Source organism: Mesorhizobium sp. M0808 (genome assembly GCF_040320025.1).
Classification (GTDB): Bacteria; Pseudomonadota; Alphaproteobacteria; order Rhizobiales; family Rhizobiaceae; genus Mesorhizobium.
Genome location: NZ_JAMYOX010000021.1, coordinates 1 through 21,030 on the forward strand (window position 1 = coordinate 1; position 21,030 = coordinate 21,030).

Below are 21,030 nucleotides of genomic sequence, written 5' to 3' on the forward strand. Positions count from 1 at the left end.
CGACGCCTCCCTCAGTACGTCGCCTACAGAATCACACACCAACCCGACGCCGCAACTCACAGATGAGTCATCGACGCAACGAAAAGATGTGTGCATCCCCTAGCGTCCTTCACGGGGAGAGGGTAAGGTGAGGGGCAGCCCTAGCCTGTAGCGATTATTATTTGACGCATAGCCACATTTTGTTCTTGCTTTGTGCCGGCAGCTATGCTACTAATTTGGGTATGGTGATGATTTCCACCGACGATCCCGCCCGCCGAGGCGGGTTTTTTGTTTCCGGTTTTTTGTTTCGCAGCCGCTTTGCCTGCTCTCTTAAGCCGAAAACGCCACCAGCCCTTCGTCTTTGACCCGGCGGATGGTCAGCGCGGTTCGCACCGTATCGACATTGGGGGCCGAGGCCAGTTCCTCGATGACGAAGGTCTGGAAGGTGCCGAGATCGCTCGCCACGCAATGTAGCAGGAAATCGGACTCGCCCGACACCATCCAGGCGTCGCGCACGATCGGCCAGCCGCGGGTGCGCTCGGCAAAGGTCTTGAGTTCGGCGTCGGCCTGGTGATGCAGGCCGATCAGACAGAAGGCGACGACGTCGAGGCCGAGCGCCGGAGCGTTGAGCAAAGCGCGGTAGCCGCGGATGATGCCGGCCTCTTCCAGCCGCCTGACGCGGCGCAGGCACGGCGGCGCCGAAATGCCGACGCGGCTCGACAGTTCGACATTGGTCATGCGTCCGTCCTGCTGAAGCTCGCGCAGGATCTTCCAGTCGATGGCATCGAGATCGGCCTTGATCGGCATGGTGGCTTCCGTGATGACGCGAAAGAATCTTTCGCGACTTTGTAATTAAACGACTTTGCTGTCTATTCCATCCGCTGGATCGAGGATTTTTGCATCATCTTGCTGCGGGTTGCTTGTCGCCGTCGCCGGCGCCGAAGCTTTCCGGGGACGAACGGCAACTTGCCTTGCTCGCGTCGCAGGCAACACTTACATTACGCGCAACAATCGACGAGAGTTCATGCCACAATCCATGGCTGCTCCCCGCAGAGGTTTTTCATGATCACCAAGCATGCGCCTGTTCTCATCATCGGCTCCGGCCCCGCCGGCTATACGGCGGCGATCTATGCCGCCCGCGCCATGCTCAAGCCGATGCTGGTCGCCGGCCTGCAGCAGGGCGGGCAACTGATGATCACCACCGATGTCGAAAACTATCCGGGCTTCGCCGAACCGATCCAGGGTCCATGGCTGATGAGCGAGATGCTCAGGCAGGCCGAGCATGTCGGCACCGACATCGTTAACGACATCATCACCGAAGTCGACCTCAACGTGCGGCCGTTCCGCGCCAAGGGCGATTCCGGCACGATCTATACCGCCGACGCGCTGATCATCGCCACCGGCGCGCAGGCGAAATGGCTGGGCATCCCGAGCGAACGGACCTTCATGGGATTTGGCGTTTCGGCCTGCGCCACCTGCGACGGCTTCTTCTATCGCGGCAAGGATGTCGCGGTGATCGGCGGCGGCAATTCGGCGGTGGAGGAAGCGCTCTATCTCTCCAACCTGGCCAAGAGCGTCACCGTCATCCACAGGCGCAGCGATTTCCGCGCCGAGCGCATCCTGCGCGAGCGGCTGCTGCGGAAAGATAATATCCGCGTCATCTGGGACGCGGTGGTCGACGAGATCACCGGCAGGCCCGGCAAGGCGCCGCTGCCGCCATCGGTCGAAGGGCTGAAGCTGCGCAACGTGGTGACCGGGCAGGAGATGCATCTGGTGGTCGACGGCGTGTTCGTGGCGATCGGCCACGCGCCGGCGGTCGAGCTGTTTGCCGGCAAGCTGAAGCAAAAGCCGAACGGCTATCTGTGGACGGCGCCGGATTCGACCCGCACCGATATGCCGGGCGTGTTCGCCGCCGGCGACGTGACCGACGATATCTACCGCCAGGCGGTGACGGCGGCCGGGCTCGGCTGCATGGCCGCGCTCGAGGCGGAAAAATATCTGGCGGGGATCGAGGTTCACCGCGAAGCGGCGGAGTGAATGTTGAACAAGCGGCTGAGAAAAGCCGCGCAAAAGCCTGATTTTTCATTCAGACGCCAAAACAGGCGGACGCCAGAAAACAGGACGAGGGGAAATCATGGCGTTGGATTGGGACAAGCTACGCGTGTTTCACGCCGCAGCGGAAGCGGGGTCGTTCACCCATGCCGCGGAAACACTGCATTTGTCGCAATCGGCGATCTCGCGGCAGGTCAGCGCGCTCGAGCATGACGTCGGCGTGCCGCTGTTCAATCGCCATGCCCGCGGCCTGGTGCTGACCGAGCAGGGCGAGATGCTGTTCCGCACGGCACACGACGTGCTGATGAAGCTCGAAACCATCAAATCGCGACTGACCGAAACCAAGGACCGGCCCTCCGGCGTGCTCAGGGTGACGACGACGGTCGGCCTCGGCGCAGGCTGGCTGACCGAGCGCGTGCAAGAGTTCATCGAGCTCTATCCCGAGGTCAGCCTGCAGCTCATCCTGGCCAATGAGGAGCTCGACCTCACCATGCGCCAGGCCGACTGCGCCATCCGGCTGCGCCAGCCGCAGCAGCCCGACCTCATCCAGCGCCGCCTGTTCACCGTGCATTTCCATCTCTACGCGGCGCCCTCCTATGTGAACAAATACGGCAAGCCGAATTCGATTGCCGAGCTGAAGGCCCATCGTATCGTCACCTTCGGCGTGCCGGTGCCGGCGCATCTGTCGGAACTGAACTGGCTGGAAACGGTCGGCGATTTCGAAGGCGGGCAAAGGGTGCCGACGCTGCAGATCAACGACATATTGTCGATCAAGCGGGCGGTGCAGGGCGGCGCCGGCATCGCCATGCTGCCGGATTACGTGGTCAGCAAGGATTCCGGGCTAGTGCAGTTGCTGCCCGAGACCGAAGTGCCGTCCTTCGATACCTATTTCGCCTATCCCGACGCGATGAAGAACCAGGCGAAGCTGCATGTCTTCCGCGATTTCATCATCGCCAAGGCGCGCAGCTGGTCGTTCTGATTTAATGCATGTCGCGCAAAAGTGTGCAGCGGTTTTGCGATAACGACATGCATCAAACAAGAACCTAAAGCGCGTCGCATCAGGTCGGTCGAACGCAACGCGCTTTAGGAACGCGTATCCGCCAGCGTGCTGGCGCCGTAGCGCAAACCGTCGACCAGCAGGGCAACCATGCGCCGCGCCTGGGCAGGGCCGCCGCCATGTGCCGGCATGGCAAGGCTGGCGGCCGCCCCCAACAGATCGCCCGGCTCGATATCGGCGCGCACCTCGCCGGCCGCGGCCGCTGCCTCCAGCAATGTTTGGAGCGCGGGCCGGAGCCGTTGGTTGAAATAGGCAGGCAAAGTGTCGAAGGCCGGATTGCCTGAGTACAAGGCTGCCGCGAGGCCGCGTTTTGCCGTGATGAAATCCACATAGCGCTGCATCCACAGGGCCAGCGCTTCACCGGGCTCATGCTTTCCGGCCAGGATCGGCGCGGCGTCCGCACAGGCGTCAACCTCGTTGCGGAAGACGGCCACGATCAAGTCCGAGCGCTGTGGAAAGTGGCGGTAGACGGTGCCGACGCCGACGCCAGCCTTTTCCGCGATCTCTCGCACCGGAGCCTCCACGCCGGAGGTCGCGAACACCGCCATGGCCGCCCGGAGCAACGCGTCGATGTTGCGCCGTGCGTCGGCGCGCACGTGCCGATCCGCGCGGTCGCGGGGTTCCAGACTATCGCCTTGATCCGTTTTGCCGTTCGGCGTTTTTTCGCCCATCAAATTACCTCTTGCAAACGGAACCTTGTTCCGGATATATGTGGAACGTGGTTCCGTTTGACTTGTATCTAGCACGGCAAGGCGGTGTTGGCCACACATCGGTGCACAAAAGGAGATTACCATGCAGGACAAACCCGTCGCCCTGGTCACCGGGGCCAACAAGGGCATCGGTCTTCAGATCGCCAAGGACCTCGCGGCGAACGGCCTTACCGTGCTCGTAGGATCGCGCAGGCTCGAGCATGCCGAGGCAGCCGCAAAGAGCATCGGAGAGGATGCCCACGCCCTGCAGCTCGACGTCACCGACCAGGCCTCGATCGCCGCCGCGGCAGAGCGCATCCGCATCGAAATCGGCCGCCTCGATGTGCTGGTGAACAATGCCGGCATCTCCCACGCGGGAAAGCCCGGCACGTTGTTCGAGGAGATCATCAACTCGGGCCGCCCGAGTGTTGCCTCTCTCGACGACGTACGCGCGGTGTTCGAGACGAACGTGTTTGGCATCGTCGCCGTCACGCAAGCGATGCTGCGGCTCCTTCGTGAGGCGCCGGCGGCGCGTATCGTCAACGTATCGAGCGGCGCCGGCTCGCTGACATTGAACGCGGATCCGGCCTTTCCGTACCGCACTTCGTTTGGCGCCGTTTACAACCCGTCGAAGACGGCCGTCAACGCGATGACGCTCGCCTTCGCCATCGAGCTCGAGGAGACCGGCATCAAGGTCAACGCTGCGTGCCCGGGCTACACCGCGACGGAGCTGAACAACTTCGAAGGTCCGCGCACCGTCGAACAGGCCGCGCGGGAGCCCGTGCGCCTCGCGCTTCTCGACGCGAGCGGTCCGACGGGCACGTTCTCGAACGAGGACGGCCCGCTGCCGTGGTGACGTAGCGTTGGAGCCTGCTTCAGCCGCGCCAAGGTGTCAGGCGGGGCAGCCAGCCTGGTACGGCACGGCGGTAGGCCTCGTATTCGTCGCCGTAGCGGCGGGCAAGCGTCGGTTCCTCATATAGTCTCACGAAGGAGATCATGGCGGCCGCGGCGATGACTAGATAGGCGGCGACCGTCCAGCTCGAAAACAGCAGTGCCTGGCCGAGGACGATCGACAGCACGGCGACGTACATCGGATTGCGCACATGGCGGTAGATGCCGCCGACGACCAGCCTTTCGGTCGGCGCGACCGGGGCGGGGGTACCCAGGCCCTCTAGGGCAAACCGGGCAAAGGCGTGCAGCAGTATGGCTGTGCCGGCGACAACCAGCAGCCAGCCCACAGGAACGAAACCGGGCAGTCTCGACCAGGGCAGGCGATAGCGATCGGTCAGCAGCCAAGGCAACAGCCCGGCGACCACGCCGGGCGCTACAGCAAGGAAGATGACGCTGCCGGCGATCGCCGAAGTGGCTCGCTCTCCTTACGGGCGCGGCCTTGAACGGTCTCCTGCAACGCGCTTCAGGTCTTGTCCGGCATGTAACCCAAACCGCTGCACCCTCAGGTCAAGCTCGATGGCGGGCTTTTGGGCGGCATGCACCAGCAAGGTCTGGCTGCCGAAAAAACAAACGCGTGCTGCACGATTCCACGTCATCCTGCGTTTTTCGACTTTCCGAGCAGGAATCGCTGCTGATTCGCGGCCGCGGATCGATTTTTGCCTTGCCGTAGGCTGTATTTCAGCGATTCAACTGGTCCTATTGCGCTTCGGGACGGATTAGACCACAGCCGGCGCCTTTTTGCATGTGAGTGTTGCAAAATAGATGCTTGTTTCTTGGGCATGAAGAGCACATATATAGATCATCTCCTGAGCGCGTTCTCCTCCCATTAGCGCTCTCGAGTGTTCCCCTCTGGAGGTTAGCCTTAACAGGCACTTCCAATCAAACTCAGCCGGGTCTTCATTGATCCGGCTTTTTTGTTGCCCGAAACCAACACATCGCCAGAAAATTGGCCGGAGCGGTCGCGTAACAGTGACATGTAACCTCGGGTAACATGCCGCGGGCGCGCCAAATCGATTAAGCAGAGCACAGGACGCGGTGTGGCTCGTCCGGGGGATGGGGGCATCACTCGGACGACCCGGGCTCAGGCAGCTACCGCGTCCGAACCTTCCTCCGCCGCCAGGCACCGGCGGCAAGCATGCGGCGGACCTGCCGTTTCGCCTCCCACGAAGACGGTCCGCAAGAAACGGCCCCCGGAACATCCGGGCGCCGTTTCCTGTTGGGCCGCAAAGGCAGATCAGGCGGCCTTGCCGTTGGCGTTCAGCGCTTCGTCGGCCAACCGGCCGGTGAGTTCGGCCATGTGGTCGAAGACGGCCCGGTAGCTGGCGACACCCGCCGTGGCCGAGCGCAGCTCGATGATGAGGTCGCCGATCTCGGCTTGCGGCATGGTCGCCTCGACGACGTCCCATCCGGGCCAGTCGGGCCGCGCGTCGTAGCCGAGGATCTGGCCGCGCCGCTGCGGGATCAGAGCGATGATCTTCGACGTCGCATCCGACGGCGTGACGATCTCGACCTTCATCACCGGCTCGAGCAGCACCGGCGAGCACGCGGCCATGCCTTCCTTCATCGCCAGCTTCGCTGCCATCTGGAAGGCCATGTCGGAGGAATCGACCGCATGGTAGGAGCCGTCGGAAAGGTTGACGGCAACATCGACGACCGGGAAGCCGAGCGGGCCGGATTTCAGGTAATCGCGCACGCCGGTCTCGACCGACTGGATGTAGGTCTTCGGCACGACGCCGCCGGTGATCGTATCGGTGAACTGGAAGCCTGACCCGCGCGGCAGCGGTTTGATCTCAATCACGACGTCGCCGAACTGGCCGTGGCCGCCTGATTGTTTCTTGTGGCGGCCGCGCTGCTGCGTCGCTTTGCGGATCGTCTCGCGGTAGGGCACGGCCGGCACATGGCCTTCGACCGGGATCTGGTTCTTGCCTTCCAGCCGCTCGCGCACGACGCGCAGATGCATCTCGCCATGGCCGGACAGCACGGTTTCGGCCGAATCCTGGTTGTGATGCAGGTTGAGCGAGGGATCTTCCTCGGCCAGGCGCTGGATGGCCGCCGACATCTTGACCTCGTCCTTGCGCTCTTTCGGCCGCAGCGCGAAGGCGAAGACCGGTTGCGGCGGCGCCAGCGTGACCAGCGGCTGGATGCCGCCCTTGGTCGAGCTCAGCGTCTGGCCGGTCCTGACGGCGTCCAGCTTGCCGAGCGCGACCGTGTCGCCGGCCTTGGCCGAAGTCAGCTTGACCTGGTCCTTGCCGAGCATCTTGTAGATGCCGGAGACCTTTGCCGTTTCGCCATTGGAAAGGAACAGCTCGGCGGCGTCGGCGACCTGGCCGGACAGGATGCGCGACACAGACAGCTTGCCGCCATGCGCGGTGTGGATGGTCTTCATCACCTGGACCACGGTGGCATTGCCATCGAGAGCGCCGAGGCGCTGGCGCGTCGCCTCGATGTCGGGTGCGTCGTGACGGATCGCCTTCAACAGGCGCAGCACGCCATTGCCCTTCTCGGCGGTGCCGATCAGCACCGGCGTCACCATGCCGTCGCGCAGGTCGGCGGCAAGATCGTCGAAGATCGCATCCTTCGGCGGTTCGATCTCGTCCAGCAATTGCTCCATCAGCCGGTCGTCATGGTCGGCGAGCGTCTCCAGCATGGAAAAGCGCGCCTCGAGCTCGCGCGCCTTGTCGTCGCTCGGGATCTGGGCGACCTCGCTCTCGGCATATTCGCGGTAGATGTAGGCACGCTCCAGAGCGAGGTCGATCGAGCCGATGACGACGCCGTCCTTGCGCAGCGGGATCTGGCGCAGCAGCAATGGCACCGAGCTTGCCGGCTGCAGCATCTTCAGCGTGTCGCGCACACCTGCTATCGCCTTGTCGACCTTGTTCAGGAACAGCATGCGCGGCACGCCGAGATCGTCGAGCTTGCGCATGATCAGCTGCAGGGCAGGGATCTTCTTCTCGTCGGCCTCGGCAACGACCACGGCGACGTCGCAGGCGGCCAGCACCGGCTCGGCTTCGAAGGAGAATTCGATGGAGCCGGGACAATCGACGAAGGTGAACGGCTCGCCCATGAAATCGGTGGTGGCGAAGGTCGCCTCGACGCTCATGCCGTGAGCGCGCGCCTCGGGCGAATGATCGGAAACGGTATTTCCGGACGAAACGGGATTCTGGCGGGGAATGGCGCCTGTACGGGCGAGTATGGCTTCGAGAAGTGTCGTCTTACCGCTTGCGAAGGGACCGACTATGGCAATGCATTTCGGTCCCGTGCGTCGTCCTCCGGCGCGAGTACCCATGGCTGACCTCCACTCAGGCGTTTCCCTGTGAGCGGCGGCCGGCCTGTCGGCCGTCGCGGGCGAGGCTTTTTTCAATTTGCCACCTACCCAAAGGGCATCGTCCCACGGGCAGGCCGGGAGGGCAAGGGATTTGAGGTTGAAGGGATTTGAAGTTGGGGCCGGTTCAGCCGGTGCCGGTTAGGCGCGACGCCAGCGAGGGTGCGTCGACGCGCTGCACCGCCACCGTCTCGGCAAAGCGCGCGAGCAACGGATTGAACAGGTCCGCACGCTCCCAGAAAGGCGCATGCCCGGCGCTAGAGATGATGTGGCAATGCTCCCACAGCGAGCCGTATGCGAGTGTCTCAAAATAGCCGAGCCGGACGAACGGATCGTTCTCGCCATTGACGATAGCGACCGGAAACGCGGCTTGCTCGACCACCTGTCTCTGGTCGGCGCCCTTGCCGGTGAGCATGCCGCGCGTCACCGCGGCGCGCAGCCGGCCGTCGGTGCGCAGGATGGCTTGGCGAAAGGACGGATCGGCGGTGTCGCCGAAGCACAGCGTCTCGAAGCGCTCGGCATCGCGTTCGGAATACGTCTTTTTGGACGCCAGCAGCATGTCCCAATGCGCGTGGAAGCCGCGCAGCATGCCGAAAGGACCCTTCGATACCGGCGGCGCGCCGGTCAGCATCAGCCCGCCGACGGCGCGGTGAAAACTTGCGAGTTCGATTGCCACGTGCCCGCCAAGCGACCAGCCGAAGACGACGGCGCGGCCGATCCCCAAAACATCGAGGAGCTGAGCCGCCGATTGGGCAAGGCCGGCGATGGTGTAGTCCGTCGCCGGATCGCGGGCGTCCGACGATTCGCCATGGCCGGGCAGGTCGAAAGCAATCAACCGATGGGCAGCGGCCAACGGGCTGTCGAACTGACGGGCGAATACGGCGCGCGAACTGCCCGAGCCGTGGATCAGGACAAGCGGGATGCCGGGTCCCGACGACTGGCTGAGGCGCAAATCCGCTTGCGGCGTGCGGATCGTGCGGTGGGAAACGGCCATATCTGGTTTGGACCTTGGGATTGTCTCCAGGTCAACATCGCATGCCGAGGTCACCATGTTGTTTAGAACGGTGGTTAAGAAATGATTTCTCGGCTTGCGCCGGGTATGATGAACGAATCCACCACAGCTAACCCCGGGACCCTGATGATGGAATCCACGCTCGACCTTCTCCTCTCGATCAGCAGCATCGCGACGCTCGGGCAATATGCCTGGTCGATGCGCGCGCATTTCCAGTCGCAGACCATGTCTCAAGGCGCGATGATCATTTCGGCCGTCGTGGTCGGCACGGCGCTGTTCTTTCTTGCCCTGCTGTGGATCGAGCGGCAGCCGGTGGCGGCGAAGATCGGCGGGCTCGCCGTCGAACTGGCAAGCTCGGCGCTGTTCTGGTGGGCGATCTCGGTCTCCCGCAAGGCGCGGCTGCGGTTCGCATTCGATCCTGACAATCCCGACAGCCTGGTGACCGAAGGCCCTTATCTCCATGTCCGGCATCCGTTCTACACGTCCTACATCATCTTCTGGATCGGATGGGGTATCGCGACCTGGTCGGTCTGGGCGGTGGTGCCGGTCGCCGGCATCGTTACGATCTACGTGATCGCAGCCTTGGACGAAGAGCGAAAATTTTCGCGGACAAGGTTGGCCGATGCCTACGACGCTTACCGCACGCGGACCGGTCTGTTCTGGCCGCGTTTTGCCCGCAGCCGGCAGGAGATGCAGCCGGCATCGGACGAAAGTGGTAGGGTCTAAGACACTGGATTGAATCGAGGACTTGCGACGATGAAGATTATTGCCTGCGGCAGCGTGCCGACGATTGTTGCGCCGGAAAAATACTTCACTGGCCGGGTTTTGCAGACGCCGATCATCGAGAAAGAGGCGCCGGCGCGGCTCAGAGCCACGCTGGTCAGCTTCGAGCCCGGCGCCCGCACCCACTGGCACACGCATCCGCTCGGCCAGACGCTCTATGTCACATCCGGTGCCGGTCTCGTGCAAAGCTGGGGCGGGCCGCTGCAGGAGATCAGGGCCGGCGACGTCATCTCCTTTGCGGCCGGCGAAAAGCACTGGCACGGCGCCGCGCCCAAATCGGCGATGACCCACATCGCCATGCAGGAGGCGCTCGAGGGTGTGCATGTCGATTGGCTGGAGAAGGTGAACGACGAGCAGTATGGCGGCTGAAACGTCTCAGACCAGCGCGGCGGTAAAGCGCTGGATGCGCGTGCAGGCCTCTTCGAGCAGAGCCTCCGACGTGGCGTAGGAGATGCGGAAGTTCGGGCCGAGGCCAAAGGCCGAGCCGAAAACAACCGCCACGCCCTCCGCCTCGAGCAGTTCCGAGCAGAAGGTTTCGTCGCTGTCGATCACCTTGCCGCTCTTGGTCTTCCTGCCGATCAGCTGGGCACAGGAGGGATAGACGTAGAACGCACCCTCCGGCGACGGACAGGTGATGCCGCGCGCCTGGTTGAGCATCGAGACGACGAGATCGCGCCGGCCCTGGAAGATCGCCTTGTTCTTCGGGATGAAATCCTGCGGGCCGTTCAGCGCTTCGACCGCCGCCCATTGGGCGATGGTGCAGGCGCCGGAGGTCTGCTGGCCCTGGATCATGTCCATCGCCTTGATCAGCGGCACCGGGCCTGCCGCGTAGCCGATGCGCCAGCCGGTCATGGCATAGGCCTTCGACACGCCGTTCATCGTCAGCGTGCGCTCATAGAGCTTAGGCTCGACCTCGGCGATGGTCTTGAAGACGAAGTCGCCATAGGTCAGGTGCTCGTACATGTCGTCGGTCAGCACCCAGACATGGGGATGCTTCAACAGCACGTCGGCCAGGCCCTTGAGTTCCGCTTCGGTGTAGGCGGCGCCCGAGGGGTTCGACGGCGAGTTCATCAACAGCCATTTGGTGCGCGGCGTGATCGCCTTTTCCAGCACGGCCGCCGTCAGCTTGAAGCCGTTGTCGATCGAGGTGTCGGCAAAGGCCGAGGTGCCGCCGCAGATCGCCACCATTTCGGGATAGCTCACCCAGTAGGGCCGCGGGATGATCACCTCGTCGCCGGGGTTCAGCGTCGCCATGAAGGCGTTGAACAGGATCTGCTTGCCGCCGGTGCCGACGATGGTCTGCTCCGGCCGGTAGTCGAGATTGTTCTCGCGCTTGAACTTTTTCACGATCGCCTCGCGCAGCGGCACAATGCCGGATACCGGCGGATACTTCGTCTCGCCGCGGCGGATGGCCTCGATCGCGGCGTTCTTGATGTTGTCGGGGGTGTCGAAGTCCGGTTCGCCGGCGCCCAGCCCGATCACGTCGCGGCCGGCGTTTTTCAGCTCGCGCGCCTTCTGCGTCACCGCGATGGTCGCGGAAGGCTTTACGCGGGAAAGGACGTCGGCAAGAAAGGCCATGACAGATATCTCCAGAAAGGACCGGCGGGCGAAGGCGCCGCGGCGCCTCTCATGTCGCATCGTCTGGTCAAGCGCAAGCCCAGCACAGGCATTGTCGAATGAGCCAGCGCGCAATGCTGGCAACAATAAATTCACCAACGATCGGTAAAAGCTAGAACGGCAGGGACCGTAGCCGGTCCGCCAGTCTCGCACAGCGAGGAACCGTGACGCGCAGCATCGGGCTTGCCCATATCATCCGCCATGATGACGGCACCGCCAGCGGTGTCTGGGGGGTCTATACGCTGCAAAGCGCGTTCCAGCCGATCTTCGCCTTCAACAAGGGCAAGCTTTCCGTCGTCGCGTTCGAGGGGCTGATCCGGCCGTTCCGCGAAGGCGAGCCGCAGCCGCCAATGAGTTTCTTCAACAGCTGTCCGGCGGTCGACCGCCTGCATATCGAGGCGCTGACACGGACGCTGCACCTTCTGAACGCCGGCGCCTGCCTGCCGCGAGACGCCTCCATCTTCATCAATTTCGATCCATCGGTGTTCACCGACCGCAGCATCGCCGACAAGGCGCTGCGCGACATGCGGCTGGTGCTGCACGAGGCCGACATCGATCCGCGCCGCGTCGTCTGCGAGGTCACCGAGCAGAAATCGGCGTCGCAGGAAACGCTCTACAATTTCGTCGAGGCGCTCAGGGGCAATGGTTTGCGCATTGCCGTCGACGATTACGGCGCGGACGAATCCGACATCAATCGCATCAAGGAACTCAGGCCAGACATCGTCAAGTTCGACGCCGACTGGATCATGACGCTGATGGAGTCTGGTGCCGGCTTCGCCTTGCTGACCGCTATGGTGACAAGCTTCGAAGAGCAAGGCATCCGTACGGTATTCGAGGGCATCGAGACGGGCTGGCAGCTCGAGCTTGCCGAAAAGTCGGGCGCCTCGATGGTGCAAGGCTTCGTGCTGGCACGCCCGGAGCTTGCACCTACCAGCTTTCACGTCTTCGACAAGGCCGGGCAAGCATCAGCGGTGTCGCCCGATAAGGACAAAGTTCCCGCGGCCGTTTCGCCATCGCGGCGGCCGATGCGGGCCTTTGGCCGCAGGGTGGCATCGTGACCGGGCGGGCCGACATGCGGCGCAAGGTCGGCGAAGCGATCTTTGCCGACGAGGTCGGCATTGAATATGGCGTCTACGGCGCATTCCGGCTGAGGAGCGCCTACCAGCCGGTCTTCGCGCCGCGCGGCAGGTTTCTCGCCGCCGTCGCGGTCGAGGGACTGATCGAGCCGCATCGTGCAGGCAGGCCGGTGGCGCCGCAAATCTTCTTCGAAGGTGTGCCGGCAGCGGATCGGCTGTTTGTCGAAACCATGTGCCGGGTGCTGCATTTGCGCAACTTCCGCAACATCGGCGTCGACGGGCTCGACCTGTTCTTCAACTACAATCCGCTGATCAACGATGACCCCGCACGGGCGCTGGCCGAAATCAGGCTGATGACCAGGCATCTGACGGATTTCGGCCTGCATCCCGGCATGCTGGTCTGCGAGATTACCGAGCAGGCGGCCGGCGACAAGGTGCTTGTCAGCCTGGCGCGCGAGATGCGGCGCGACGGCGTCCGCATCGCCATCGACGATTTCGGCACCGGGCATTCGACCGAAGAAAGGGTAGCGCTGGTGCAGCCCGACATCGTCAAGATCGACGGCACCTGGTTCGCAGAATTCTGCCGCCATGCCGCCGCCGAGCGGTTTTTCCGGCCGCTGGTTTCGACGCTGCACGACCGTGGCGCCAAGGTGCTGGTCGAAGGCGTCGAGAACGCCACGCATCTGCGTGTCGCGCTGGATGGCGGCGTCGACCTGCTGCAGGGCTTTTACCTTGCCCGGCCGGCGCTGGCCGGTACGCTGTTTGACGAAGAGCCTCTGTCGATCGACAGGCTGCTTGGCAGGGATAACAACGTCATCCCCTTGTTCGGCTGAATGCATCAGCGGCGCTGATGGTTACGCCAAAACAAATCACTGGATGAAGCCGCCGCTGCCGCGATAGAGGCTGGATCAATCCCTGAGACGGGTGGTTGCGAGCAAGGGGGAGCACCGATGATACTCTATGGAATGATCGACAGCGGCAATTGCTACAAGCCGCGCCTATTGATGGCCAAGCTCGGCATCGCTTTCACCAATGTCGAGGTCAGCTCGCACACCGGCGACACGCGCAAACCCGACTATGTCGCGAAAAATCCGAACGCCATGGTGCCGCTGCTCGAACTCGACGACGGCCGCCGGCTGGCCGAATCCAATGCCATCCTGCTCCATCTCGCCGAAGGCACGCGGTTTCTGCCGGCGGACAAATACGAACGCGCGCTGGCCTATCAGTGGCTGTTCTTCGAGCAATACAGCCACGAGCCTTATATCGCCGTGCGCAGGGCGCTGCTGACCTTCCCTGAAAGAGCCAAGGACGCAACGCCCGAGCGGCTGGCGCTGACGCTGGAGCGCGGCAACAAGGCGCTCGGCGTCATGGACAAGCACCTGGCCGGGAGCAGCTTCTTCGCTGGCAATGCGCTCAGCGTCGCCGACATCGCGCTCTATGCCTATACGCATACCGCCGAGACGGGCGGGTTTCAGCTCGACGCCTATCCGGCGGTGGCCGCCTGGCTGAAAAGGGTCGAGGCCGATCCGGGGCACGTGCCGCTGGAGTGGGTGGGTTGAGTGCAACTCGCCGACTTTGCTGAGCAACGTTGACAATTGGCGAAAGCTTCGGCGAAAGCGTCCTTCTCCCCGTCACTGTACGGGGAGAAGATGGCGGCAGCCAGATGAGGGGCGGCGCCAGCCTTTGTTGTGATGTCGTGCTTGGCCTGGCGAAGGGCAGTCCTGATGCGTCGCGCTGCCCCTCATCGCCCTGCCGGGCACTTCTCCCCGTATAGAGACGGGGAGAAGGAGCTGTATCGCCGGTTTCGCCAATTGTCGGCGTTTAAAATCCAGACAGCAAAAAGGCGGGACAAAATCCCGCCTTCCCATGCTTGGTAGCCTGATCGGGAGCGTTTTGGCCGGGCCGGCAGCAATCTGCTGCTTCGGCTTGTCGGGGTCTTTCGCTCCGGCGCGCTTCTCGCGCGACCGCCAGTACATCCGTGACTTGCCGCGCGCCCCGGGCTATCGCCCGGCGCGCGCCATTCGCAAAATCAGGCTGCCTTGCTCAGAGATCCAGCGGACGACTTGCCAGTGCGGCGGTCCTGCTCGATCTCGAAGTTGATCTTCTGGCCTTCAACCAGGGTCGACAGTCCAGCACGCTCGACTGCGGAGATGTGAACGAAAACGTCCGCGCCGCCGCTGTCAGGCTGAATGAAGCCGAAACCCTTGGTGGAATTAAACCACTTGACCGTACCTGTTGCCATTTCGATAGTCCTTTACGTTTGCTTTAGTTTGACTGGACCGAAACCCAGCCGGTTTGTATCGAGATTTTGGAGATAGAACGTCAGCAAACGCGAATATCGCGAGGCCCGGATCGATCGGCCGAAATATCAATGGACCGCATATAATATGCTTTCGCGCAAAAAACAAGACGGGGCGGAAATGGCGCCGCGGCAACGCCGCCCAACGGCCGCCCCAATCGCGTGAGAGCGTCGTCGCTGCGCGCCTGACGCGGGAGGATCGCGCCGGCTTCGGGCGCGACCGGGTTTTGGGGAGAGGGGCCATGAAAATCGTTCTGCTTGCCGCGTGCCTGACGCTGGTGGCCGCCGAGGCGCAGGCGGTCTCGCGCTACGACCCGACCCGTATGAGCTGCGGTAAGGTGCAGGCGACGATAGCGCGCGAGGGTGCGGTCATCCTGCGCTACAGATCGGCGCGCGTGCCGGGGCTGGCGCTCTACGACCGTTACGTGCGGAGCCAGCAATTCTGCGACATCGGCGAGGTCAGGGCGCGGGCCTCGGTGCCGAGCACCGACACGAATTCCTGCACCGTCTACAAATGCAAGCGGGTGGAGATCGACCGGCGTTTTCGCCGGCGCCTGCTTCCGGATTAGAGTGGGACGAAATGGTGCGCCGGGTGCCGGCCTCGCCTGAATATCAGCACCCCTAAAACCCGAACGACACCTGCGCCGGGGGCGGCGGGCCGACGCGTACGCCTTCCATGGCCAGCATCTTTTCCTTAGTGGCCGAGCCGCCAGGGGCGGAAAAGCCGCCGATCTTGCCGCCGGCGGCAAGGATGCGATGGCAAGGGATGACCAGCGGCACCGGGTTGGCGCCGAGTGCGGCACCGGTTTCGCGCGCCAGCCCGGCATGGCCGGCGCGTTTGGCCAGTTCGCCATAGGTGGTGGTTTCGCCGAAGGCGAGTTTTCGCGCCGCGTCATAGATCGCCAGGCGGAACTCGTCGACGCCGCTGAGATCGACCGGCACGTTGGAGAAATCGATATCCTCGCCGGCGGCGTAGGCCTTGATCGACGCGATCAGCTCGGCAACCCATTGCGGCTCGGGCTTCGCAGGCTGCTCGGCGGCGGCATGGCGTAGCAGCCGGCGCTCGACCGTGTCGCGATTGCGCTGCGGCAGGCAGAGCCGGGTCAGCCCGGCTTCGCTCCAGGCGATACCCATGAAGCCGAGCACGGTTTCGAAGACCGCGTGGCCGGCGGTGGCATGAGAGGCGTGCATGGCGTGCTCCTTTCCGGAATCCTGCGAAGTACAAATCCAGAACAATATCGCATTTCCCGGCCCGGCTCGCCACCCGAAAACCGCCGGCTACCGCGGATTGCCCGAGGAAAGATGCTGGTGTAAGGACTTCTTAACACCCGACGAACCGGACCCGAGCGCCGCTTGCCAGCAAAATTCCTCTTTCCCGTCCTTGCGGCGGTGTTGGCCGTGGCCGCTCTCAGCGGTTGCACCTCGACTTCGCCGGCGACCCCGGCGCCAGCCTTCACCGAAAATACGGCCAATACCGATGCCGGCTTTACGTTGGCGCTGCCCGATACAGTTTCGGTGCTGCCGGAGCCGTCCGGCATCGCCCAGACAGCGGCGCTGCCGATCGAGCCGGCCGCCGCCTTTGCCGGGCCGACGCCGCTGGCGGCAACTACCCCCGCCGTCATGACCGCCAATGCCCAGCCTGTTACCGCGACGGCCGCCGTCGCCATGCCGGTCACCGAACAGACCGCCGCCATGCCCGGCGTTCAGCCGGTCTCCTATACGGTGCCGCAGAACCCGGCCGCACTGGCCGCGATCGATCCCACAGAGGGGCAGTCGAACGCCGGCGGCCGCAGCGAGATCGAGCGGCTGATCGAGAAATATTCCGCGCTTTACCAGGTGCCGGTCGATCTGGTGCGCAGCGTCGTCAACCGCGAGAGCACCTTCAACCCGAAAGCCTATAATCACGGCCATTGGGGGCTGATGCAGATCAAGCACGCGACGGCGCGCGGCATGGGCTATGACGGGCCGGCAAGCGGCCTGTTCGACGCCGAGACCAATCTGAAATATGCGGTGAAATATCTGCGCGGCGCCTGGCTGGTCTCAGGCGGCAACCCCAAGCGCGCCGACCGGCTCTACCAGAGCGGCTATTATTACGACGCCAAGCGCAAGGGGATGCTGGGCGAAACCGGCCTCGGCAGCGATAGCCTGCGCCGCCGCATGCAGCCCGATGCCTGAGCCGCGCCCGCCGGCGCCAAACGACATCCGCCTGCGCAAGATCTTCGACGACACGCTTCTGGCGCCGCGCTGGCCCGAAGGTTTTTTCATGCGCGGCTTCGAAGCCGCCGATGCGCTTGCTCTGCATGCGCTTTTGACCGCGGTGTTCGACGACGGCGCCGATGGACCGTTCGACGAATGGTGGCCGCGCATTTCGGCCGACGCGGAATTCGATCCCGCTTTGTGTTTCCTGGTCATCGACGGCAAGGGCCGGCTGGCGGGCGCGGCGCTCTGCTGGACGAGGGCTTTCGTCAAGGACCTTGCCGTCCATCCCGAGGCGCGCGGCAACGGCATTGCCGAGGCACTGATGCGGCACGCGTTTGCGGTGTTTCAGGCAAGGGGCGCGGCGCATGTCGATCTCAAGACCAATACGGTGGAGAACGCCGCCGCCGTCCGGCTCTATCAGCGGCTGGGGATGGTCGAGGTGGATTGGGCGGGGTGAAGGCGGGGCAAAGCTGGCTTCGGATAAGTGTGTTGATATTCAGCTGAGGCTGCGACGCTCAAAGGTAACGGCATGGATCCTAGGGTCTCCGCGACGTCGCTTCGCTCCTGCTCCGCCCTAGGATGACGAAGGGCACAGTGGCATAAAGGCCAATCGCGGACGTTGGAGATTGGCTGGAAACCTCCCCTCGCTTCGTCGTCCTAGGGCGGAGCGAACGCGAAGCGGGAGCGCAGGCCCTAGGATCCATGCCGTTACCATGGCTGTGGAGCGCAGCGACCCAAAAGGCCTCATGTGATTTGACGCTGCCGCGCGCTGACCTACTCTCCAATGCCGGAACCGAGGAGACGAGCGATGCCGTCGCCTTTCAACAAGATGCGAAGCATCACGCTGGCAGCGGCGGTGATCCTTGTCGCCGTCAGTGCGGCCTATGCCCATCACGGCTGGTCGTGGACGCAGGACGGGTTTTTCGAACTCCGGGGCAAGATCACGGCCATCTACATCGGCAATCCGCACGCCACGCTGGACGTCGACGCGGAGGGCGAGGCCTGGCGGGTGGAGATGGCGCCGCCGTCCCGCACGATCGCCGCCGGCTTCACCGAGGAGGTCGCCAAGATCGGCGACGAGGTGACCGCGATCGGCAACCGCTCGCGCGACGAGAGCGAAAAACGTATGAAGGCAGTCCGCGTCATCGTCGGCGGCAAGACCTACGATGTCTATCCCGACCGCGTGCCGCCGGCCTGAATGGACGGGTTTTTCGCCGGCATCGAGCAACTCGCCTTCGCGCGGGGACTGAAGGCCTCCTTCGTCGCCTACCCCATCGTCAATGCGCTCCACATCCTGTCGATCGGCGCTCTGCTGACCACCATCTGGCTCATGGACCTCAGGATCCTGGGCGCCTTCCGCTCGCTGCCGCAGGCGCCGTTCGTGGCGCTGCTGCGCCGCACCGCATTGGCCGCGTTCGGCGGTGCGCTAGTTACTGGGTCGCTGCTCTTTTCAGTCAGGGCGAGCGAATATGCGGCAATGCCGATCTTCCTCGCCAAGATGACACTCATCCTGCTCGCCGGCGTCAACTTCCTTATCTTCGTGCGCCGCGTAAAAGGCAATGACGAGCCGGCTGGCGGGGCCGTCACCCTCCTGGCGGTGCTCTCGCTGGCGCTGTGGACGTCCGTGCTGTTCGCCGGACGGTTTATTGGGTTTCTCTGACTAGACCGAGCGTCGACGGGATCGCGGGAGGTAGCGAACGAGATGATAATTTCCGCTTGATCTTTCAAATAAACTCGGCCTCAAATCCCGCAGGGGATAGGGAGGGCGAGTCCTTGAATAAACTTCCGAAGAAATTCGTCGGACGAATTGCGCCGAATCTCAGTAAATATCAACGGATTGCGCTGGCTCACCAAAAATCTGAGGTGGTCGAGGATTACACGGTTACCTTGGTCAAGGACATCGTGGTCTGGGTGTTTGGCTACGACAAATACGATGAGCTTACGTCGGAACATCAGATGAAGGTCGCATACAAGGCATTCACTGGGCCGACCAGCGCTGTCGAATGAAATGTGTTTTTGAACAAAATTTGTTGGATGTGGGACGTTGCCTGCGCGATGAAACGAAAACTGTTTTGGGGTTGAACAAATGAAAATAGAGAGCTGCGAGATAGTTGGCCTATTTGACAGAGAAAATAAAATATTATGTAACTTTAACGACGACATAAATATTTTAACTGGTAGGAATGGCGCCGGAAAGACGACTATATTGAAGTTGGTTTGGTACATTGTTAGCGGAAATATTCTTTTTGCTCTTAATGAGATCCCATTCCAAAAGGTTACCGTTGTAACTAATGAATATGAGTGTACTGTCTATCGACTTGGCAGAAATATTTGTAAGATTGAGTTGACAATAGATGGAGTCAAGTCATTTTATGAAGACGGAACCGATGAAGACGATATGACGTATAGTAACGCAGAGGACCACGTAAACCCACTTCTTATCCCAAGAGGAAGCTCTGTATTCTTCCCAACCTTCCGACGAATCGAAGGAGGATTCACGTTAGATTCTCCAAGAGGCGGAGCCTCGAATAATCGCCTAGTCCGTTCGAGAAGCGACGTAGAAGATGCTCTAGTTGCCCTATCGAGGAAGTTGACAAACGAGCCACACGTTTTTGTTTCGGCGATTTCGACCGTAGATATTGTAGGGATATTGCTCCGGCAATACGCCGATTTGTCTGAGATTTCGAACAAGCTGCAGCAAGAAATGTCGCAGGGGATTATCGAAACTATCAAGGATTTTAAATCTGATAAGGCTGACGCTCAACAGATTGACAGCGCGAATAATGTGATTGATCAGATAAGATTAAAAATAGAAGAAATGGAGATAGATCGTGAGAGTATAATGACACCCATTGCAGCGGTTCGCACTCTCGTAGAGCGTCTTTTTCGACATACTGGAATCAAAATAGGAGCTAGATTGAGTTTTGGCGATGCGGCTAGGGCTGTGAACTCGGATGCCTTATCCGCCGGCGAGAAGCAACTTCTCAGCTTTATATGTTATAATGCCTTCTACAAGAATAGTATAATATTCATCGATGAACCTGAGCTAAGCCTTCATGTCGATTGGCAAAGACAATTATTTTCTATACTTGAGAATCAACAGTCTTCTAACCAGTTTATTATTGCTACACATTCTCCATTTATATACAGTAAGTACCCAGATAGAGAAATAAACGTCAATCCTGACCGTGGCGATCTTGGAGCTTAGTGATGACCTCCAAGGCTGCCGGCAATGATATGACTGTAGATGAGCTTATCGCTACCTTGAAGCGCAGTTCTTTGCCAACTGTTCTTACCGAGGGAGGCGATGATATAATTGTTTTTCGATGGATGGAGAAGTCGTTCACCAACATAGGTTTGTCTGTATTGGCGGTTGGAGGGCGCGATAAGCTGCTCCAGCTCTTTTCAAGAAGAAATGAGTACGAGAATGAAACGGGCGTGGCGTTTATTGCCGACAAGGATTCGTGGGTGTTTGGTGCGGTTCCTGCTGAGTATGAGATAGACAATCTTATTTTTACTTGGGGGTATTCAATTGAGAACGATCTTTACAGCGACGGCGATGTTGAAAGGATACTGTCCAACGATGAGCGCCATAATTATAAGATCGAATTGCAGAAATATCTGAAGTGGTATGCTCTTGCGATAAGCAGATTCTTGGCGGGTCTAGATCAAGGGCTTGGGATTCATCCAAATGAGATATTGGATAACGATGCTAGAATGCAACAAGGGTGTGAGTTGTTACAAAATGAGATTTACCCCGATGAGCTTTTTGGAAAAATTTCTGATAATTACGCTGAGATGGTAAGAGGAAAGTCCTTGTTTGCGCTTTTGATGCGTCACCTGTCTTACGCGGGCAGACCGGTTCGACACAATCATAAGTCAATCATTGAAATTGTTGCGTCGGCCGAAGGCCCGCTTATGAAAGCGATTTACGGTCGAATCGGTGATATTTTTGGAGCTGCATCTAACACAGCTTAGGCCTTTGAGAGAGGAT

Annotated in this window: 24 protein-coding genes; 16 read left to right on the forward strand and 8 right to left on the reverse strand. The window is 61.5% G+C overall.

The window, feature by feature from the left end; genetic code table 11:
* Window positions 1-309: 309 nt before the first annotated feature.
* Window positions 310-786: an Lrp/AsnC family transcriptional regulator gene (locus tag NKI25_RS22010; protein WP_023678347.1), complete on the reverse strand. Its 477-nt coding sequence runs from the start codon at window positions 784-786 to the stop codon at window positions 310-312.
* Window positions 787-1,041: 255 nt separating this feature from the next.
* Between NKI25_RS22010 and trxB the strand changes: the two genes are divergently transcribed.
* Both trxB and NKI25_RS22020 read left to right on the forward strand, forming a co-directional pair.
* Complete coding sequence (trxB, locus tag NKI25_RS22015; RefSeq protein ID WP_352586850.1) at window positions 1,042-2,016, forward strand: thioredoxin-disulfide reductase; 975 nt, start codon at window positions 1,042-1,044, stop codon at window positions 2,014-2,016.
* Between the two features lie 97 nt (window positions 2,017-2,113).
* Window positions 2,114-3,010 carry a LysR family transcriptional regulator gene (locus NKI25_RS22020; RefSeq protein ID WP_023719100.1) on the forward strand — a complete coding sequence of 299 codons (897 nt, stop codon included), beginning with the start codon at window positions 2,114-2,116 and terminating at the stop codon, window positions 3,008-3,010.
* A gap of 104 nt (window positions 3,011-3,114) precedes the next feature.
* Here NKI25_RS22020 and NKI25_RS22025 read toward each other — a convergent pair whose 3' ends face one another.
* Window positions 3,115-3,759: a TetR/AcrR family transcriptional regulator gene (locus NKI25_RS22025; RefSeq protein WP_023678344.1), complete on the reverse strand. Its 645-nt coding sequence runs from the start codon at window positions 3,757-3,759 to the stop codon at window positions 3,115-3,117.
* A 121-nt stretch (window positions 3,760-3,880) separates the two neighbouring features.
* Between NKI25_RS22025 and NKI25_RS22030 the strand changes: the two genes are divergently transcribed.
* A complete protein-coding gene (locus NKI25_RS22030) occupies window positions 3,881-4,633 on the forward strand; it encodes an SDR family oxidoreductase (RefSeq protein WP_352586852.1) in 753 nt (250 codons plus the stop codon).
* 19 nt (window positions 4,634-4,652) lie between these two features.
* Here NKI25_RS22030 and NKI25_RS22035 read toward each other — a convergent pair whose 3' ends face one another.
* The 3 genes from NKI25_RS22035 to NKI25_RS22045 all read right to left on the reverse strand — a co-directional run bounded on the left by NKI25_RS22035 (window position 4,653) and on the right by NKI25_RS22045 (window position 9,044).
* Complete coding sequence (locus NKI25_RS22035; RefSeq protein ID WP_352999358.1) at window positions 4,653-5,093, reverse strand: methyltransferase family protein; 441 nt, start codon at window positions 5,091-5,093, stop codon at window positions 4,653-4,655.
* Between the two features lie 869 nt (window positions 5,094-5,962).
* A complete protein-coding gene (locus NKI25_RS22040; RefSeq protein ID WP_023678341.1) occupies window positions 5,963-8,014 on the reverse strand; it encodes an elongation factor G in 2,052 nt (683 codons plus the stop codon).
* 163 nt (window positions 8,015-8,177) lie between these two features.
* Window positions 8,178-9,044, reverse strand: a complete 867-nt coding sequence (locus NKI25_RS22045; RefSeq protein WP_023678340.1) for an alpha/beta fold hydrolase — start codon at window positions 9,042-9,044, stop codon at window positions 8,178-8,180.
* A gap of 144 nt (window positions 9,045-9,188) precedes the next feature.
* Here NKI25_RS22045 and NKI25_RS22050 point away from each other — a divergent pair, with 144 nt between their 5' ends.
* Window positions 9,189-9,788, forward strand: coding sequence for a methyltransferase family protein (locus tag NKI25_RS22050; RefSeq protein WP_352644987.1), 600 nt, complete (start codon window positions 9,189-9,191; stop codon window positions 9,786-9,788).
* Between the two features lie 30 nt (window positions 9,789-9,818).
* A complete protein-coding gene (locus NKI25_RS22055; protein WP_023678338.1) occupies window positions 9,819-10,214 on the forward strand; it encodes a (R)-mandelonitrile lyase in 396 nt (131 codons plus the stop codon).
* A gap of 6 nt (window positions 10,215-10,220) precedes the next feature.
* Here the strand turns inward: NKI25_RS22055 and NKI25_RS22060 are convergent, their stop codons facing one another.
* A complete protein-coding gene (locus tag NKI25_RS22060; RefSeq protein ID WP_352644985.1) occupies window positions 10,221-11,423 on the reverse strand; it encodes a pyridoxal phosphate-dependent aminotransferase in 1,203 nt (400 codons plus the stop codon).
* Window positions 11,424-11,626: 203 nt separating this feature from the next.
* On the opposite strand from NKI25_RS22060, the gene NKI25_RS22065 reads away from it, so the two are divergent.
* The 3 genes from NKI25_RS22065 (at window position 11,627) to NKI25_RS22075 (ending at window position 14,097) form a co-directional block, all read left to right on the forward strand.
* The gene (locus NKI25_RS22065; RefSeq protein ID WP_352458412.1) at window positions 11,627-12,520 is read left to right on the forward strand and encodes an EAL domain-containing protein; all 894 of its coding nucleotides are present in this window, start codon (window positions 11,627-11,629) and stop codon (window positions 12,518-12,520) included.
* Window positions 12,517-13,371, forward strand: coding sequence for an EAL domain-containing protein (locus tag NKI25_RS22070; RefSeq protein ID WP_352622192.1), 855 nt, complete (start codon window positions 12,517-12,519; stop codon window positions 13,369-13,371). Before NKI25_RS22065 ends, NKI25_RS22070 begins: the two co-directional genes overlap by 4 nt.
* A gap of 117 nt (window positions 13,372-13,488) precedes the next feature.
* Window positions 13,489-14,097 carry a glutathione S-transferase family protein gene (locus tag NKI25_RS22075; RefSeq protein ID WP_352644982.1) on the forward strand — a complete coding sequence of 203 codons (609 nt, stop codon included), beginning with the start codon at window positions 13,489-13,491 and terminating at the stop codon, window positions 14,095-14,097.
* A 470-nt stretch (window positions 14,098-14,567) separates the two neighbouring features.
* On the opposite strand, the gene NKI25_RS22080 is transcribed toward NKI25_RS22075, so the two are convergent.
* Window positions 14,568-14,780 carry a cold-shock protein gene (locus NKI25_RS22080; RefSeq protein WP_023678332.1) on the reverse strand — a complete coding sequence of 71 codons (213 nt, stop codon included), beginning with the start codon at window positions 14,778-14,780 and terminating at the stop codon, window positions 14,568-14,570.
* A 299-nt stretch (window positions 14,781-15,079) separates the two neighbouring features.
* Between NKI25_RS22080 and NKI25_RS22085 the strand changes: the two genes are divergently transcribed.
* A complete protein-coding gene (locus tag NKI25_RS22085) occupies window positions 15,080-15,406 on the forward strand; it encodes a hypothetical protein (protein ID WP_352649072.1) in 327 nt (108 codons plus the stop codon).
* 52 nt (window positions 15,407-15,458) lie between these two features.
* On the opposite strand, the gene NKI25_RS22090 is transcribed toward NKI25_RS22085, so the two are convergent.
* Complete coding sequence (locus NKI25_RS22090; RefSeq protein ID WP_352649074.1) at window positions 15,459-16,028, reverse strand: methylated-DNA--[protein]-cysteine S-methyltransferase; 570 nt, start codon at window positions 16,026-16,028, stop codon at window positions 15,459-15,461.
* 162 nt (window positions 16,029-16,190) lie between these two features.
* Here NKI25_RS22090 and NKI25_RS22095 point away from each other — a divergent pair, with 162 nt between their 5' ends.
* The 7 genes from NKI25_RS22095 to NKI25_RS22125 all read left to right on the forward strand — a co-directional run bounded on the left by NKI25_RS22095 (window position 16,191) and on the right by NKI25_RS22125 (window position 21,014).
* The gene (locus tag NKI25_RS22095) at window positions 16,191-17,012 is read left to right on the forward strand and encodes a transglycosylase SLT domain-containing protein (protein ID WP_352649076.1); all 822 of its coding nucleotides are present in this window, start codon (window positions 16,191-16,193) and stop codon (window positions 17,010-17,012) included.
* A complete protein-coding gene (locus NKI25_RS22100) occupies window positions 17,005-17,493 on the forward strand; it encodes a GNAT family N-acetyltransferase (RefSeq protein ID WP_352757095.1) in 489 nt (162 codons plus the stop codon). Before NKI25_RS22095 ends, NKI25_RS22100 begins: the two co-directional genes overlap by 8 nt.
* A 351-nt stretch (window positions 17,494-17,844) precedes the next feature.
* Entirely contained in the window at window positions 17,845-18,234 is a 390-nt protein-coding gene (locus NKI25_RS22105) for a DUF6152 family protein (protein ID WP_352757097.1), read from the forward strand.
* Window positions 18,235-18,696, forward strand: a complete 462-nt coding sequence (locus NKI25_RS22110) for a DUF6644 family protein (protein WP_352757099.1) — start codon at window positions 18,235-18,237, stop codon at window positions 18,694-18,696.
* A gap of 113 nt (window positions 18,697-18,809) precedes the next feature.
* Entirely contained in the window at window positions 18,810-19,043 is a 234-nt protein-coding gene (locus NKI25_RS22115) for a hypothetical protein (protein WP_352757100.1), read from the forward strand.
* A gap of 79 nt (window positions 19,044-19,122) precedes the next feature.
* Window positions 19,123-20,244, forward strand: coding sequence for an AAA family ATPase (locus NKI25_RS22120; protein ID WP_352757101.1), 1,122 nt, complete (start codon window positions 19,123-19,125; stop codon window positions 20,242-20,244).
* A 2-nt stretch (window positions 20,245-20,246) separates the two neighbouring features.
* Entirely contained in the window at window positions 20,247-21,014 is a 768-nt protein-coding gene (locus NKI25_RS22125) for a hypothetical protein (protein WP_352999365.1), read from the forward strand.
* Window positions 21,015-21,030 lie beyond the last annotated feature (16 nt).